Genomic DNA, 16152 nt, shown 5'->3' with positions numbered 1-16152 from the left:
GCTGTTGTTCTATATATTCATCACTCTAAAAACCGTGAAATCCGTGTAATCCGTGCCTCCTAACCATCTAAGATTATTTTGTAAAAGTACTTATTTATAATATCAAACGTGAAAATGAAAAGAAAGCTACAAAACATAGCTTATCTACTGGTGGCTGCCGCATTAGTCACTTCCTGTGGCGGGAAGAAGCAGACATCTGAATTCCCGGATTGGGCATGGGCAGATTTCCAGCGTCCGGAAGGTATTAATCCGATTATTTCTCCTGACACTACAACCTTTTTCTATTGTCCGATGAGACAGGATTCAGTAGCATGGGAAGCGAGTGATACGTTTAATCCGGCTGCCACTGTTTATAATGGAAAAGTAGTAGTCCTCTACCGGGCTGAAGATAACTCGGCAACCGGTATCGGATCACGTACCTCCCGTTTGGGATATGCCTCTTCTGACGACGGACTACACTTCAAACGAATGTCCGTACCTGTATTTTATCCGGCAGACGATAGTCAGAAAGAACTGGAAAATCCCGGCGGTTGCGAAGACCCACGTGTTGCTGTAACAGAAGACGGGCTTTACGTAATGCATTACACACAATGGAACCGCAAACAGGCACGTTTGGCAGTGGCCACCTCGCGTGATCTTCAAACGTGGGAAAAACATGGACCGGCTTTCGCAAAAGCATACAACGGAAGATTCATAGATGAATTTTCCAAATCTGCCTCTATCGTAACCAAATTAATTGACGGCAAACAAGTGATTGCCAAGATTGACGGCAAATACTGGATGTACTGGGGAGAAAAGTTTGTGAATGTAGCCACTTCCACGGACCTTGTCAACTGGGAACCGATGTTGGATGAAAATGGAGAATTCCTGAAAGTGATGACTCCCCGCGCAGGTAAGTTCGACAGTGACCTGACCGAATGTGGTCCTCCTGCCATCCTGACTGACAAAGGAATCCTTTTATTTTATAACGGCAAAAATAAATCGGGCGCAGAAGGAGACACACTGTATACAGCCAACTCTTATTGCGCCGGACAAGCCTTATTTGATGCCAAAGATCCTACTAAACTAATCGATCGCTTGGATAAGCCTTTCTATATTCCCGAATCAGACTTTGAAAAGAGCGGACAATATCCAGCCGGAACCGTATTTATAGAAGGACTTGTATTCTACAATCAGAAATGGTTCTTATATTATGGCTGTGCCGATTCACGCGTGGCAGTTGCCGTATATGATCCTCTCAAAAAATAAAGAAAACGTTCATAATGAAAATAACAGTTTATAAAATAGAAATTAAGACATGAAAAAACTTTTTGTATTGATTGCAGCGGCTTGTATGACATGTACTGCTGCGTTTGCACAAACTGTGAAACCTTTTAAGGAGGGTGAGAGAGCAGTGTTTCTGGGAAATAGTATAACGGATGGTGGGCATTACCATTCATACATCTGGTTATACTATATGACCCGTTTTCCGGATATGCCTATCCGTGTTTTCAACGGTGGTATTGGTGGAGACACGGCCTATGATATGAACAAACGCCTGGATGGTGATATTTTTGCGATGAAACCTTCCGTGTTGATGGTTACTTTTGGTATGAATGATTCCGGATATTTTGAATATAACGGTGATAAGCCCAAAGAATTCGGTGAGCAGAAATATCAGGAAAGTATAAAGAATTACCTGCAGATGGAGAAGCGTTTTAAAGATCTTCCTGATACCCGTATCGTGATGGTCGGAACTTCTCCGTATGATGAAACCGTACAACTGAAAGAGAATACACCGTTCAAGACAAAAAATGAAACCATCAAACGGCTTGTTGAATATCAGAAAGAATCGGCAGCTAAGAATAATTGGGAATTTACCGATTTAAATGCTCCTATGACAGCTATTAATCAGCAATATCAGCAGAAAGATCCTACCTTTACCCTTTGTGGCAGTGACCGTATTCATCCCGATAACGACGGACACATGGTAATGGCCTATCTTTTCCTGAAAGCCCAGGGATTTGTAGGTAAAGAAGTAGCGGATATGGAGATTAATGCTAATAAAAAACAAGTCGTTAAGTCGGAAAATTGTACCGTTTCAAATATAAAGAAGAACGGAAAAGATTTGAGTTTTGACTATTTGGCAGAAGCTCTTCCTTATCCTTTAGATACTATTGCCCGTGGTTGGGGACAGAAAAAGAGCCAGGCAGAAGTGCTGAAAGTTGTTCCTTTTATGGAAGAGATGAACCGTGAAACGTTGAAAGTAACAGGACTGAAAGGCAATTATAAGTTGTTGATAGACGATGAAGAAATTGGAATCTGGAGTGGAGATGAACTGGCAAAGGGCATTAATCTTGCTGCTGAATCCAAAACTCCCCAATACCAACAAGCATTGACGGTGATGCACTTGAATGAATATCGTTGGGAAATTGAAAGAACATTCAGAGAATATGCGTGGTGTGAATTCGGCTTTTTCCAGCAAAAGGGATTGTTGTATGCTGACGACAGAAAAGCGATCGAGGTGATGGATGAAAACTTGGATAAAAACGTTTGGTTGAAGGGACGTCGTGATATGTATTCAAAGATGATGTTTGAAGCTGTCCGTGATGCTCGCCAACAGGAAATGGATGTTCTTATCAATAAAATTTATGAAATAAATAAGCCTGTTGTAAGAAAGATTTTACTTAGAAAGGTCTGATGTGATAACAGCGTAGAAATACGATAGAATACTCACCGTAATGAGAAAGAATTCTCACTATAATGAGAACTTTTTCTCATTGCGATGAGTATTTTTTCTCATTACAGTGAGTATCGTTGAGAATATATGAATAGATAAGTACTCTTTGTAATAGCTTGATAATGTACTCCTTATTGTAGCTTTTGCATTAAACAGACTACCTTTATTGAATTCTTAATTCTTTTTCCAGAAATCGGAAGTGAAAAGCAATAATACTGTAAACAATTCCAAGCGTCCCAAGAGCATTAAGAAAGAAAGCAGCCATTTGGCAGCATCAGGCAATGCACTCCATGAGAAAGCCGGACCACATGTGCCGAGGCCTGGTCCCATATTACCTATGCTTGAGATTACGGTTCCTATTGATTCCAGAAAACCGACTCCTAAGCCCATCATGACAAGTACACTGATGATAACAATGACCACATACAAAAAGGTGAAAGCCAATACAGTAGACTGAATGGAAGGAGAAATAACTTGCTTATTTACCCGCACCGGGAGTATGGCGTTAGGGTGAAGAATATGTTTGAATTCATTTTTCACTACTTGAAACAGGATAACCATACGAATACACTTGATACCTCCTGTTGTACTGCCGGCACAAGCTCCGATAATCATCACAATGATGAGACAGCCCCAGAGGATAGAAGGCCAGAGCATATAGTCAGCTGTGACGAATCCCGTAGAAGTTTGCAATGAAACCACTTGGAAAAGCGATTTCCGGAATGCCTCCTCTACTCCCATAGAAGAAGTCTGATGGAGCCAGATAGCAATGAATAGAGTGAAGAATGAAACACAAATAAAGTAGAACTTCAGTTCCGCATCATGTAGGAACTTCTTAATTTTCCCATTAAACATCAACAGTAGCAATGTGAAGTTAATTCCTGAAAGGAACATGAAAATGGAAATTACATAGTCTATATAAGGTGAATGGTAATATTCAATGCTGGCCTGTTTAGTAGAGAACCCACCGGTACTGGTCGTTGCAAAAGCATGACATATACTATCGAATATGCTCATGCCACCACCTATTAATAAAATAATCAGTGTTCCCGTCATTCCGGCATAAATACCCCAAATCCATTTAGCAGTGATGCCAATGCGGGGATGCACTTTATCATGAGTAGGTCCGCTGGCTTCTGCTGCGAACACCTGAATTCCGCCCACACCAAAAATCGGCAGAACAGCAATGGTGAAGAATACAATACCCAAACCACCTATCCATTGCGTCATAGCGCGCCAGAAAAGTATTCCGTGGGGCATCGACTCTATATTATTCAGAATAGTGGCACCTGTACTGCTAAATCCGGACATCGTTTCAAAAAATGCATCCGCAACATTGGGAATATATCCTCCTATATAATAAGGTAACATTCCGAAAAGGGAAAAGGTAACCCATGCTGCGCTGACGATGACATATCCATCACGGCGATTCAAGGATTTCACAGCGTCTTTCCCGATGGCAAGCAGCAGAAAGCCAATACAGGCTGTGACAGCAGATGAAATCAGGAAACTCTGCAAGTCATTCTCTTTATAAAAAAGAGAGACCGCTCCACAACATAACAGCATCGCTGTTTCTATCAGAAGCAGAAAGCCCAGAATCCGGAATATCATCTTTGAATTAATCATAAATTGGTTTAGTTATCTTATGCTTAATTAAAGAACTTCTCAATCTTTTTAATCATCATACTCAGACAGAATACGACTACATGGTCGCCGGGACGGATTTGTGTATCACCCGTCACCAAGATACCTTCTCCGTTGCGGATCATTCCTCCGATGGTAGTTCCCTTCGGGAGTCCCAGGTCTTTAATCAGGTGTTTGGTGATTTTTGCACCTTCCGGTACAGTGAATTCTGCAACGTCCGCATTGGCAAAAGTCAGGCATTTCACATTAGACACGTCGGCGTCCAGCATCATTTGGTAGATATGGCTGGCAGCAATCATTTTTTTATTGATAACCGTGCCGATGTCGAGACTCTCTGCCATACCGATATAGTCGATGTTTTCCACTTCTGCCACCGTCTTTTCCACTCCCATACGTTTGGCGGCGAGACAGGCAAGGATATTCGTTTCCGAGTTGCCGGTCAGGGCTACAAATGCTTCGGTATTCTTTAGCCCTTCCTCGATAAGCAGATCCATGTCGCGACCGTCTCCGTTGATAATCATTGTTTTGTCATCCAGTAGCTCTGTCAGACGGTTGCAACGGTTCAGATCATTATCCACTATTTTCACCTGCATATAGTCCGGCACATATTGTGCGGTACGGACTGCGATACGGCTACCTCCCATAATCATTACATTGCGTACATCGGCATAGTCTTCTTTGCCGGCTATCTTACGTATATAAGGAATGTACTTGCGGGTAGTGGTGAAATAAACAATATCATGCAATTTAATAACATCGTCTCCGCGAGGGATAATCGTTTCCGTTCCGCGTTTGATGGCCACTACGTGGTAAGGAATGTTGGGACCGCCTAATTGGTGCAGCGGTATATTCAGGATTTCAGCCTTTTCGCGCATCTTCGTACCAATCAGAACCAGCGAACCTCCGCAGAACTCCCACCATTGGCGTACCCAGCTCATGCGCATGGAAGATACGATTTCTTTAGCAGCCAGCATTTCCGGGTAAATCAGAGAATCTACTCCCAGCTTCTGGAAAAACTCTTTATTTTTGGGTAGAAGATATTCATAGTTGTCGATACGCGCCACTGTCTTTTTGGCTCCCAGGTTGGTAGCCAGCATACAGGCAGTCATGTTGCGGCTTTCGTCCGGTGTGACTGCGATGAACAGGTCGGCTTCTTTGACGCCCACTTCTTTCAATCCGGAGATGGAAGAAGGAGAAGCGGCAACAGTCAGCAAGTCAAAGTTGGCGCTAAGAGCACTTAGTTTCTCTTCGTCATCATCCATCAAGATAATATCTTGCTTCTCGCGCGATAACAGTTTGGCCAAATGGGTGCCTACGTTGCCGGCACCGGCAATAATAATCTTCATGTCAATTGATAAATTCTTTTATTTTAGTCAGAATCCCTTCTTCATCCATGCCGCACAGTTGGTATAATTCGGCAACTGCCCCATGTTCTACAAATATATTAGGAATACCGATACGCTTTACGGTCGGTTTGTATTCGTTGTCTGCCATAAATTCGAGGACAGCGCTACCCATACCGCCTTTGATAATTCCGTCTTCGATGGTCAGGATACGTTGGAATTTACGTCCTGCCTCATGCAACAACTCTTCATCCAGTGGTTTCAGGAATCGTAAATCGTAATGGGCGATGGACAGACCTAAATCTGCTTCTGCCCGGGTGATGGCACGGGCGGCTACATTTCCTATCGGTCCGATAGTAATCACTGCAAGGTCGCTACCCTCTTTCAGTTTCCGTCCTTTTCCTACCGGAATTTCTTCCAGCGGACATTTCCAGTCCACCAGTACGCCGCGTCCACGGGGGTAGCGGATCACGAACGGTCCCTTGTCCGGCAATTGTGCCGTATACATCAGGCGACGTAATTCATGTTCGTCCATGGGGGAACTGATAGTCAGATTAGGGATCGGGCGTAAACATGCCATATCAAAAGCTCCGTGATGAGTGGGACCGTCTTCGCCAACCAGTCCGGCGCGGTCGAGACACAAAACAACAGGAAGATTCTGAATCGCTACGTCGTGGATGATATTATCATGCGCCCGTTGCATAAAAGAAGAATAGATATTGCAGAACGGTTGCAGTCCGTCTTTAGCCATCCCTCCGGAGAAGGTAACCGCATGTCCTTCGGCAATACCGACATCGAAAGCGCGTTTCGGCATTTTCTCCATCAGTATATTCATCGAACAGCCGCTGGGCATGGCGGGAGTGACACCGACAATCTTCGGGTTAGCTTCGGCAAGTTCCACCAGTGTATTTCCGAATACATCCTGGAAAAGCGGAGGCATTCCTTCAGTGTTGGCAATGAAACGTTCGCCGGTGACCGGATCGAATTTGCCGGGAGCATGCCATTCGGTAGCGTGTTTCTCCGCCGGACCGAATCCTTTTCCTTTGATAGTATGTAGATGCAGGATTTTAGGTCCTTGCATATCTTTGATATCACGTAATACTCTTGCCAGGTTCTTTACGTCGTGTCCGTCTATCGGACCGAAGTAACGGATATTCATCCCTTCGAAAATATTCTGTTGCTGTGCAGCCATTGATTTCAGGCTGTTCCCGAAACGTATGAGCGCTTTGCGACGTTCTTCGTTTAAAATGCCAAGCTTGAACAGCATGCGCGAGAGCTTGAAACGCAGCTGATTATAGCGGTTGGAAGTCGTTAAGTTGAAAAGATACTGCTTCATGCCTCCTACGCTGCGGTCGATTGCCATATCATTGTCATTCAGGATAATGAGCAGGTTGTTCGACGTGGCAGATGCGTTGTTCAGTCCTTCAAAAGCCAGTCCGCCACTCATTGATCCGTCGCCGATAATGGCTACTACATGACGTTTGGCATCTCCTTTCCGGGCGGCTGCGACAGCCATACCGAGAGCGGCAGAAATAGAATTGGAAGCGTGTCCGCACGTGAAAGTATCATATTCGCTTTCTTCCGGAGATGGGAAAGGGCGGATTCCACCGAGTTTTCTGTTCGTAGAAAATGCTTCACGGCGTCCTGTCAGAATTTTGTGGCCGTATGCCTGATGTCCCACGTCCCATACGATACGGTCGTATGGTGTATTGTAAACGTAGTGCAGGGCTACGGTTAGTTCCACGGTTCCCAGGCTGGCGGCGAAGTGTCCGGGGTTGCAGCAGAGTTCTTTAATAATGTCTTGCCTTAGTTCACCGCATACTTCCGGCAGTTGCTCTACGGTTAGTTTACGTAGGTCTTCGGGGTAATTGATGGAGTTTAGCAAGTTATATGTTGGTTCACTATTCATGATTCTAGGAAATTTAGTGCAAAAATACGAAAAGAAAGTATATTCGACCTCCTTTTTTTTATAAAATCTTATCCGGTATAAAGACGTATCTGTTTTTCTATGCTTCCTAAGATTATTGAATCGTGAGGAAAAAGAGGGCGGAAATAGTTTTTTGATTACTTTTGCACATGAAACGTAATGAAATGATGGAAAATCGTATGAACTTTCAAACATCTGTAGAATTACCTGCCGGGATGCCGTCGGTTAGTCATGCAGATCATATTCTTCTGATGGGGTCCTGTTTTGCGGAAAATATCGGGCGACAATTAATGGATGCCGGATTTCAACTGGACCTGAATCCTTTTGGTATTCTTTATAATCCTTTATCCGTCTCATCTGCTTTGAGGGAGATTATAAGGAATAAGGAATACAACAAACAAGATCTGTTTGCCTACAAAGATTTATGGCATAGCCCGATGCATCATGGCTCTTTTTCTGCTTTTACGCCCGAAGAGACATTGAATACCATAAATTCACGTCTTCATCACGCTTATAAGAAACTGCCGGAATTGAACTGGCTGATAGTGACAATGGGGACTGCTTACGTTTATAAACAAAAGGAGAGTGGACAAGTGGTAGCTAATTGCCATCAATTGCCGGAGAGTCATTTTTTGCGTTACCGGCTGTCTGTTGAAGAAATTGTAGAAGATTATACAGCACTCATCACCGAAATGTCAGCCCGGAATCCGGAACTAAAATGGTTGTTTACAGTCAGCCCGATCCGTCATATACGCGACGGGATGCACGCCAACCAGTTAAGCAAATCGACTCTGCTGCTCGCCATCGACCGATTGCAACAACTGTTTCCGGAACGAGTGTTCTATTTCCCCTCTTATGAAATCATATTGGACGAATTACGTGATTATCGCTTCTATGCCGACGACATGTTGCATCCGTCTCCTCTGGCGATTCGTTACCTGTGGGAACGCTTCTCCGAAACCTTCTTTTCTCCTGAAACAAAGCAAGTTATCGTAGCTGTGCAAGACATCCGCCGGGACTTGGCACACAAACCCTTTCATCCCGAGTCAGAAGCGTATCAACGCTTTTTAGGACAAATAGTGTTAAAAATAGAACGACTTATCGGAAAATACCCGTACTTAGATTTTCAAAAAGAAACAGAACTATGTCATATGCGATTGAATCCATAGCCAAAAGTATCGGTGCCCGCCGTGTGGGCAAACATAAAGCGACTATTGATTGGCTGCTAACAGACAGCCGCTCTTTGAGTTTTCCGGAAGAAACTCTTTTTTTTGCTTTAACTACCAAACGAAATAGCGGAGCCCGTTATATCCCCGATTTATATGACCGGGGCGTACGTAATTTTGTAATTACGGAAGAAGACTTTAAAGAAGTTGAGAATGGAGAGTTGAGAGTTGAGAGTTCTCTCAACTTCCTCATCGTTCCCAATCCTCTGAAAGCTTTGCAGAAGCTTGCCGAAACACATCGTGATAAATTTAAAATCCCTGTGATCGGTATCACCGGCAGTAATGGAAAAACCATTGTGAAGGAGTGGTTGCATCAGTTACTTAGCCCGGATCGATGCATCGTTCGTTCTCCACGCAGTTATAATTCGCAGATCGGAGTCCCACTTTCTGTGTGGCAACTTTCTGAAGAAGCCGAACTGGGTATTTTCGAAGCCGGCATTTCCGAGATGGGGGAGATGGGAGCTTTGAAGCGAATGATTAAGCCTACCATTGGTATTCTGACCAATATCGGTGGTGCCCATCAGGAAAACTTTTTCTCCTTGCAGGAGAAATGCATGGAAAAGCTGACGCTTTTCAAAGACTGTGATGTCGTGATTTACAACGGTGATAACGAGTTAATCAGCAATTGTGTCGCAAAATCAATGCTGACGGCACGTGAGATTGCCTGGAGCCGTACCGACATTGAACGCCCGTTGTATATCAGCCGTGTGACCAAGAAAGAAGATCATACCGTTATATCTTATCGTTATCTGGAGATGGATAATACTTTCTGTATCCCTTTCATCGATGACGCTTCCATTGAAAATGCACTGAATTGTCTGGCAGCTTGTCTTTACCTGATGACACCTGCCGACCAGATAACCGAGCGGATGGCCCGTCTCGAACCGATTGCCATGCGTCTGGAGGTGAAAGAAGGAAAGAATAACTGTGTACTGATTAATGATAGCTATAATTCAGACTTGGCATCATTGGATATTGCTCTCGATTTCCTTGTACGCCGTTCGGAAAAGAAAGGCTTGAAACGGACGCTTATCCTGTCGGATATACTGGAAACCGGACAAAGTACCGCTACGCTTTATCGGCGTGTGGCACAATTGGTGCAGAGTAAAGGTATTAATAAACTGATTGGAGTAGGGCAGGAGATATCTTCTTGTTCCGCCCGTTTTGATGATGATCTCGAACGCTACTTCTTCCCTAATACAGAAGCACTCCTTGCATCCAATATACTTAAATCGCTTCATTCGGAAGTGATTCTGGTGAAAGGTTCCCGCGTGTTCAACTTTGATTTGGTATCCGAAGCCCTCGAATTGAAGGTACATGAAACCATTCTTGAAGTAAATCTCGGAGCGATGGTAGCCAACTTGAACCATTACCGTTCTATGCTTCGCCATCCGGAAACAAAGATGATCTGTATGGTGAAAGCATCAGCTTACGGAGCCGGTTCGTATGAAATAGCCAAGAGTTTACAGGAACACCATGTCGATTATCTGGCCGTAGCCGTTGCTGATGAAGGTTCCGAACTCCGCAAGGCAGGCATTACCGCCTCTATTATCATTATGGACCCGGAACTTACCGCATTCAAAACCATGTTTGATTATAAACTGGAACCGGAAGTCTATAATTTCCATCTGCTCGACGCACTTATCAAAGCTGCGGAGAAAGAAGGAATCACCAACTTCCCCATTCATGTGAAACTTGATACAGGTATGCACCGTTTGGGCTTTGCGGTAGAGGATATTCCATTGCTTATCCGTCGACTGAAGAATCAGAGCGCGGTGATTCCCCGTTCGGTATTCTCTCATTTTGTAGGAAGTGATTCGTCACAGTTCGACGCTTTCACCCGCGGACAGATTGAATTGTTTGAGAAAGGTTCGCAAGAATTGCAGGCCGCCTTCTCTCATAAAATTCTCCGTCATATCTGTAATACGGCAGGAATCGAGCGTTTTCCCGAAGCACAGTACGATATGGTGCGCTTGGGAATCGGACTTTATGGAGTCAGCCCGATAGACAATTCGATAATACATAATGTAAGTACGCTCAAAACTACTATTCTTCAGATCCGGGATGTTCCTCAAGAAGATACAGTCGGATATAGTCGGATGGGGCATTTGGTACGTCCTTCACGCATTGCAGCTATTCCTATCGGTTATGCGGATGGACTGAACCGCCACTTGGGACGCGGCAACGCCTATTGCCTGGTGAACGGAAAGAAAGCTCCTTATGTGGGGAATATCTGTATGGACGTTTGCATGATCGATGTGACGGATATTGATTGTCGGGAAGGCGATCAAGCTATCATCTTCGGTGATGATCTGCCGATTACGGTGTTGTCCGATAAGCTGGAAACGATCCCTTATGAAGTGTTGACAAGTATATCGACACGGGTGAAACGGGTATATTATCAGGATTAATTCACCACAGATTACACGGATTCACACAGATTTATAGCTTATCTTTCGATTTATTTCTACTATATATTCTCTTCAATCTGTGTGAATCCGTGTAATCTGTGGTGAAAATGATTATATTTGCAGCAACTATTAAAAACCTCTTATATCAAATAAACTTATGACAAACTTATTATTGTTAGGCTTTTTGCCCAGTGGTTCCGAATGGATTATTATCGCTTTGGTTATCCTTCTTCTTTTTGGTGGAAAGAAAATTCCTGAACTGATGCGCGGATTAGGCAAAGGCGTAAAGAGCTTCAAAGACGGTGTGAACGAAGCGAAAGAAGAAATAAACAAGGCAAAAGACGAGTTGGACAAACCTGTAGATCCTTCTAAGAACTAAAAGAGCACAACATACGGATGGCAGAAATGACCTTTTGGGATCATTTGGACGAACTGCGTAAGGTACTTTTTCGGGTAGTTGGAGTTTGGTTTGTATTGGCAATAGGCTATTTTATTGCTATGCCCTACCTCTTCGACCATGTGATACTTGCGCCTTGCCACAATGATTTCATATTCTACGATTTATTACGGCATATCGGTAAAACATTTGATTTGACCGATGACTTCTTCACGCAACAATTTTATGTGAAGCTGGTCAATATCAACTTGGCTGCTCCTTTCTTTATTCACATGTCGACAGCATTCTGGATGTCGGTGGTGACGGCTATGCCTTATATCTTTTTTGAAATATGGCGTTTCATCAATCCCGCCCTTTATCCGAATGAGAGAAAGGGCGTGCGTAAAGCATTGACTATCGGAACACTAATGTTCTTCATCGGTGTACTGTTGGGCTACTTTATGGTTTATCCGTTGACTCTCCGTTTCCTTTCTACTTATCAGTTGAGTTCGGAAGTGGAGAATATCCTGTCGCTCAATTCTTATATCGACAATTTTATGATGCTGATTCTCTGCATGGGATTGGCTTTTGAACTTCCATTGGTTACATGGTTGCTTTCTTTAATGGGAGTGGTCAACAAGTCCTTCCTGCGGAAATACCGCCGTCATGCGGTTGTCATCATAGTGATAGCTGCTGCTATTATTACTCCAACGGGCGACCCGTTCACCTTGAGTGTTGTCGCTATTCCGCTTTATCTGTTGTACGAGATGAGTATTTTGATGATAAAGGACAAGAAGAAAACAGAAGAGGAAGTTGAAGATGAAGCTGGAGATGAAGTTGCCCTGTCCGAAGAGTGAAGCGATAGAATCTTATGAAATCCTTTTAGCAGTTTGCCGGGCGGAAGATGCTTATCTTGCCGTAGGATATAAGCAAATGCGCGACTTGCTGGAGCGTATTTGTCGCGCGCAAATGCAAAACGAAAGCTTACAGATGACCGACCTTTCCGCACGAATCAGTTTCGTGGCGGCTAAGGTCGGTCTCTCTGTTGCAGAGCAGAACCGGCTGCATACTTTCCGGCTCACTTCGAATGCTATCTTGAACCGCCAGCAGGAGCCCAACCGGGAACAACTCTTGCGCGATGCGAAAACATTAGCTTTCTTTATTCGTAAACTTCTGGAAGAGGATATTCCCTTGGAACTATACCGGCTACTTCCGCGTGCGGATGCTACCTACCTGGTTGCGCCTCCTGCCCGCGAACGAGTGCAGCGAATGCGTGTCTGCTTCCAGTATGCCGACGAGCAATATTTGTATGTAACTCCCTTGGATGAAGTCTCGGAGAAACCGTATTTAGTTCGTTATAATATCCCTCAAATCAATGAAGAGTTTGCAGAAACGTGCAAACTGCTTTGGCGTCATGCCCAGGTCAATTTATTGGATGTTGCAGTGGATGAGGCGGGAATCCTGACTCCTTCTTTCATTGTACTCGAACCGGATTATTTACTTGACATCAGTTCTTTGGCAGAGTGCTTCCGTGATTACGGGCATCATCCGGCCAATTATTTTCTTTCCCGTCTTCAACCGATCGAAAATGCCCGGCCTCTGTTACTGGGAAATATAGCCAATCTTTTTCTGGACGAATGGATTCATGCGAAGAGTGAAGACATAGATTATCGTACCTGTATGCAGAAAGCCTTCCGGCGTTATCCTATTGAACTGGCTGCCTGTTCCGATTTGCGCGACAAAGAGAAAGAGCGCCAATTCTTTGAGGACTGCAAACTGCACTTCGATCATATTCGTGAAACGGTCAATGATACCTTTCATGCAGCCGGTTATGAACTGGACAAGACAGATGCCGTGCTCGAACCGTCTTATATCTGTGAAGCACTCGGACTTCAGGGACGTCTCGACTATATGCAGCGGGATATGTCTTCTTTCATAGAAATGAAATCCGGCAAGGCGGATGAATACGCTATCCGGGGCAAGGTAGAGCCGAAGGAGAATAATAAAGTACAGATGTTACTTTATCAAGCAGTCTTGCAATATTCAATGGGAATGGATCACCGGAAAGTGAAAGCCTATTTGCTTTATACCCGTTATCCGCTTCTTTATCCCTCCCGTCCTTCGTGGGCGATGGTACGTCGGGTGATTGATTTGCGTAACCGCATTGTGGCCGATGAATATGGCGTCCAATTACGCAACAGTCTGGAATATACGGCACAAAAACTGGAAGAAATCAATGCTTCCACCTTGAATGAAAGAGGATTGAAAGGACGTTTTTGGGAAACATACCTGCGTCCTTCTATTGATAACTTTCAATCGAAGCTGAAAGCTCTTTCCGCATTGGAAAAGAATTACTTCTATGCGGTGTACAACTTTATAACAAAGGAACTTTATACCTCAAAATCCGGTGACGTGGATTATGAGGGACGTACAGGGGCAGCTTCTTTGTGGCTCTCTACATTGGCGGAGAAATGTGAGGCTGGAGAAATCATTTATGATCTGAAAATAAAGGAGAACCATGCCGCCGATGAATATAAAGCCGGACTTACTCTTACCGCTGGAAGTGAGATGCTTCATGCTGAAACTTTCCTTCCTAATTTCCGTCAAGGCGACGCCATTATCCTTTATGAACGAAACTGTGATACAGATAATGTCACCAATAAAATGGTTTTCAAAGGCAATATCGAGTATCTGACAGAAAACGAAATAGGTATCCGCTTGCGTGCTACCCAGCAGAATCCATCCGTACTTCCGGCCGAAAGCCTTTATGCCATAGAGCATGATACAATGGATACGACATTCCGCTCGATGTATCAGGGATTATATGCTTATCTTTCTGCAAGAAAAGAACGTCGTGACTTGTTGCTGTCACAACGTCCTCCGAGGTTTGATAAATCATTGGATTCCATGATTTTCTGTTCGGAAGACGATTTTACGCGAGTCGCCCTGAAGGCAAAAGCCGCACAGGACTATTTCCTTCTTATTGGACCTCCGGGAACAGGCAAGACTTCATGTGCCTTGAAGAAAATGGTAGAGACTTTCCATGCAGACAAGGATGCGCAGATTCTTTTGCTTTCCTATACCAACCGGGCGGTTGATGAGATATGCAAGTCGTTGGCTTCCATTGCTCCGGCAGTTGACTTTATCCGGGTAGGAAGTGAATTGTCATGTGATGAAGCCTACCGCGGGCATCTGATTGAAAATGAATTATCCTCTTGCAACCGTCGTTCGGAAGTTTACGAGCGTATTCGGAATTGTCGGATTATTGTGGGAACGGTAGCGGCTATTTCCGGTAAGCCGGAACTGTTTCGCTTGAAACATTTTGATGTAGCTATTATTGATGAGGCTACCCAAATCCTGGAACCGCAGTTGTTAGGAATCCTCTGTGCACGTGGAGAAGATGAAAAAGATGCAATAGATAAGTTTGTATTGATCGGAGATCATAAGCAACTGCCTGCTGTTGTGCAGCAAAACGCGGAACAGGCGGCAATCTATGATGAATCATTACTGTCTATCGGATTGAGCAATCTGAAAGATTCTTTGTTCGAACGTCTTTATCGGAACTGTACGGCAGCCTGTTCATCGTCTGCTATTCATCGTTCCTATGATATGCTTTGTCGTCAGGGACGCATGCATCCGGAAGTTGCCTTATTTGCCAATCGTGCTTTTTACGGGGGGCGGCTGATTCCTGTCGGACTACCTCATCAAATAGAGGACTCGGACACGATCTGCCGTTTAGCCTTTTATCCGTCTGTGCCGGAGAAAGCAGGAGCATCTGCCAAAATCAACTATTCGGAAGCACGTATCGTTGCGGATTTAGCCGTTCGCATTTATGAACACCATCAGTCGGATTTTGACGAATCCCGTACTTTAGGAATCATTACTCCTTACCGGAGTCAGATAGCATTGATTAAAAAAGAAATAGAATCAGTAGGTATTCCGGTTTTGAATCGCATTCTGGTTGACACGGTGGAGCGGTTCCAGGGAAGCGAGCGTGATGTAATAATCTATTCCTTCTGTGTCAACTACCCTTATCAATTAAAATTTCTATCCAATCTGACAGAAGAAGAGGGTGTTTTGATTGACCGGAAACTGAATGTTGCCTTGACCCGTGCAAGGAAACAGATGTTCATCACGGGAGTTCCCGAACTCTTGGAACGCAATCCTCTCTATAAAAGTTTATTAAAATTAATAGAAGGCTCCTGAAAAATTGCATCATTTTTGCAGATGTTAGTTTTTATTCTCTCTTTATGCAATTCATTAACACCTCTATATTGAACAAACGCCTATATTTGCAACACGTTTTTTTCATAGAGATTTAGATTTAAGGTTAGAAGAATTGTGGAAGTCGTGAGACTTCCCTTTTTTTCATCTTAACGTTTACTATACTTCATTATAGGAATGCAAAACACTGTTTTTTAGTGTTACGTTTAAAAAAATTGCAGGAGGATGATGCAGGATAAGTAAACCTAAAAAGCCTTCTTCGTGAGAAGAGGCTTTTTTATT

The 16152-nt window shown here is 43.9% G+C and carries 10 protein-coding genes; 7 read left to right on the top strand and 3 right to left on the bottom strand.

Going from position 1 to position 16152, the window contains the following annotated elements:
- Positions 1 to 114: 114 nt before the first annotated feature.
- Together AB5217_RS12940 and AB5217_RS12935 are read left to right on the top strand one after the other, a co-directional pair.
- Positions 115 to 1248, top strand: coding sequence for a glycoside hydrolase family 130 protein (locus AB5217_RS12940; protein ID WP_032844433.1), 1134 nt, complete (start codon positions 115 to 117; stop codon positions 1246 to 1248).
- 49 nt (positions 1249 to 1297) lie between these two features.
- A complete protein-coding gene (locus AB5217_RS12935) occupies positions 1298 to 2680 on the top strand; it encodes an SGNH/GDSL hydrolase family protein (protein ID WP_032844434.1) in 1383 nt (460 codons plus the stop codon).
- A 213-nt stretch (positions 2681 to 2893) separates the two neighbouring features.
- Here AB5217_RS12935 and AB5217_RS12930 read toward each other — a convergent pair whose 3' ends face one another.
- From AB5217_RS12930 to dxs, 3 genes are read right to left on the bottom strand one after another with little or no spacing between them, the layout of a single operon-like run.
- Entirely contained in the window at positions 2894 to 4345 is a 1452-nt protein-coding gene (locus AB5217_RS12930) for a TrkH family potassium uptake protein (RefSeq protein WP_128857587.1), read from the bottom strand.
- 23 nt (positions 4346 to 4368) lie between these two features.
- Positions 4369 to 5709, bottom strand: coding sequence for a Trk system potassium transporter TrkA (gene trkA, locus AB5217_RS12925; RefSeq protein ID WP_004305310.1), 1341 nt, complete (start codon positions 5707 to 5709; stop codon positions 4369 to 4371).
- 1 nt (position 5710) lies between these two features.
- Positions 5711 to 7615, bottom strand: coding sequence for a 1-deoxy-D-xylulose-5-phosphate synthase (dxs, locus tag AB5217_RS12920; RefSeq protein WP_004301493.1), 1905 nt, complete (start codon positions 7613 to 7615; stop codon positions 5711 to 5713).
- 167 nt (positions 7616 to 7782) lie between these two features.
- Here dxs and AB5217_RS12915 point away from each other — a divergent pair, with 167 nt between their 5' ends.
- The 5 genes from AB5217_RS12915 to AB5217_RS12895 all read left to right on the top strand — a co-directional run bounded on the left by AB5217_RS12915 (position 7783) and on the right by AB5217_RS12895 (position 15852).
- Positions 7783 to 8802 (top strand): GSCFA domain-containing protein, encoded by a 1020-nt coding sequence (locus AB5217_RS12915; RefSeq protein ID WP_080706896.1) that lies wholly within the window; start codon positions 7783 to 7785, stop codon positions 8800 to 8802.
- Positions 8778 to 11270 carry a bifunctional UDP-N-acetylmuramoyl-tripeptide:D-alanyl-D-alanine ligase/alanine racemase gene (locus AB5217_RS12910; protein ID WP_032854328.1) on the top strand — a complete coding sequence of 831 codons (2493 nt, stop codon included), beginning with the start codon at positions 8778 to 8780 and terminating at the stop codon, positions 11268 to 11270. The genes AB5217_RS12915 and AB5217_RS12910 overlap by 25 nt, the downstream gene beginning before the upstream one ends.
- Positions 11271 to 11427: 157 nt before the next feature.
- Positions 11428 to 11649: a twin-arginine translocase TatA/TatE family subunit gene (gene tatA, locus AB5217_RS12905; RefSeq protein WP_008642149.1), complete on the top strand. Its 222-nt coding sequence runs from the start codon at positions 11428 to 11430 to the stop codon at positions 11647 to 11649.
- Between the two features lie 17 nt (positions 11650 to 11666).
- The gene (gene tatC, locus AB5217_RS12900; RefSeq protein WP_004324871.1) at positions 11667 to 12503 is read left to right on the top strand and encodes a twin-arginine translocase subunit TatC; all 837 of its coding nucleotides are present in this window, start codon (positions 11667 to 11669) and stop codon (positions 12501 to 12503) included.
- On the top strand, positions 12466 to 15852 hold the full coding sequence (locus AB5217_RS12895) for an AAA domain-containing protein (RefSeq protein ID WP_070782704.1): 3387 nt from the start codon (positions 12466 to 12468) through the stop codon (positions 15850 to 15852). Before tatC ends, AB5217_RS12895 begins: the two co-directional genes overlap by 38 nt.
- Positions 15853 to 16152 lie beyond the last annotated feature (300 nt).

Source organism: Bacteroides sp. MSSM.1001136sp1_RTP21357st2_D2_RTP21359_211015 (assembly GCF_040913205.1).
Taxonomy (GTDB): Bacteria; Bacteroidota; Bacteroidia; order Bacteroidales; family Bacteroidaceae; genus Bacteroides; species Bacteroides ovatus.
Note: the sequence above shows the minus strand (reverse complement) of the source record. Positions and strands in the feature narration are given on the sequence as shown.

What these genes read in the sequence shown, in the direction of transcription:
- trkA (WP_004305310.1), bottom strand. Translation starts at nt 5,709, where the DNA reads ATGAAGATTATTATTGCCGGTGCCGGCAACGTAGGCACCCATTTGGCC.
- tatA (WP_008642149.1), top strand. Translation starts at nt 11,428, where the DNA reads ATGACAAACTTATTATTGTTAGGCTTTTTGCCCAGTGGTTCCGAATGG.
- AB5217_RS12895 (WP_070782704.1), top strand. Translation starts at nt 12,466, where the DNA reads ATGAAGCTGGAGATGAAGTTGCCCTGTCCGAAGAGTGAAGCGATAGAA.
- AB5217_RS12915 (WP_080706896.1), top strand. Translation starts at nt 7,783, where the DNA reads ATGAAACGTAATGAAATGATGGAAAATCGTATGAACTTTCAAACATCT.
- tatC (WP_004324871.1), top strand. Translation starts at nt 11,667, where the DNA reads ATGGCAGAAATGACCTTTTGGGATCATTTGGACGAACTGCGTAAGGTA.
- AB5217_RS12940 (WP_032844433.1), top strand. Translation starts at nt 115, where the DNA reads ATGAAAAGAAAGCTACAAAACATAGCTTATCTACTGGTGGCTGCCGCA.
- AB5217_RS12935 (WP_032844434.1), top strand. Translation starts at nt 1,298, where the DNA reads ATGAAAAAACTTTTTGTATTGATTGCAGCGGCTTGTATGACATGTACT.
- dxs (WP_004301493.1), bottom strand. Translation starts at nt 7,615, where the DNA reads ATGAATAGTGAACCAACATATAACTTGCTAAACTCCATCAATTACCCC.
- AB5217_RS12910 (WP_032854328.1), top strand. Translation starts at nt 8,778, where the DNA reads ATGTCATATGCGATTGAATCCATAGCCAAAAGTATCGGTGCCCGCCGT.
- AB5217_RS12930 (WP_128857587.1), bottom strand. Translation starts at nt 4,345, where the DNA reads ATGATTAATTCAAAGATGATATTCCGGATTCTGGGCTTTCTGCTTCTG.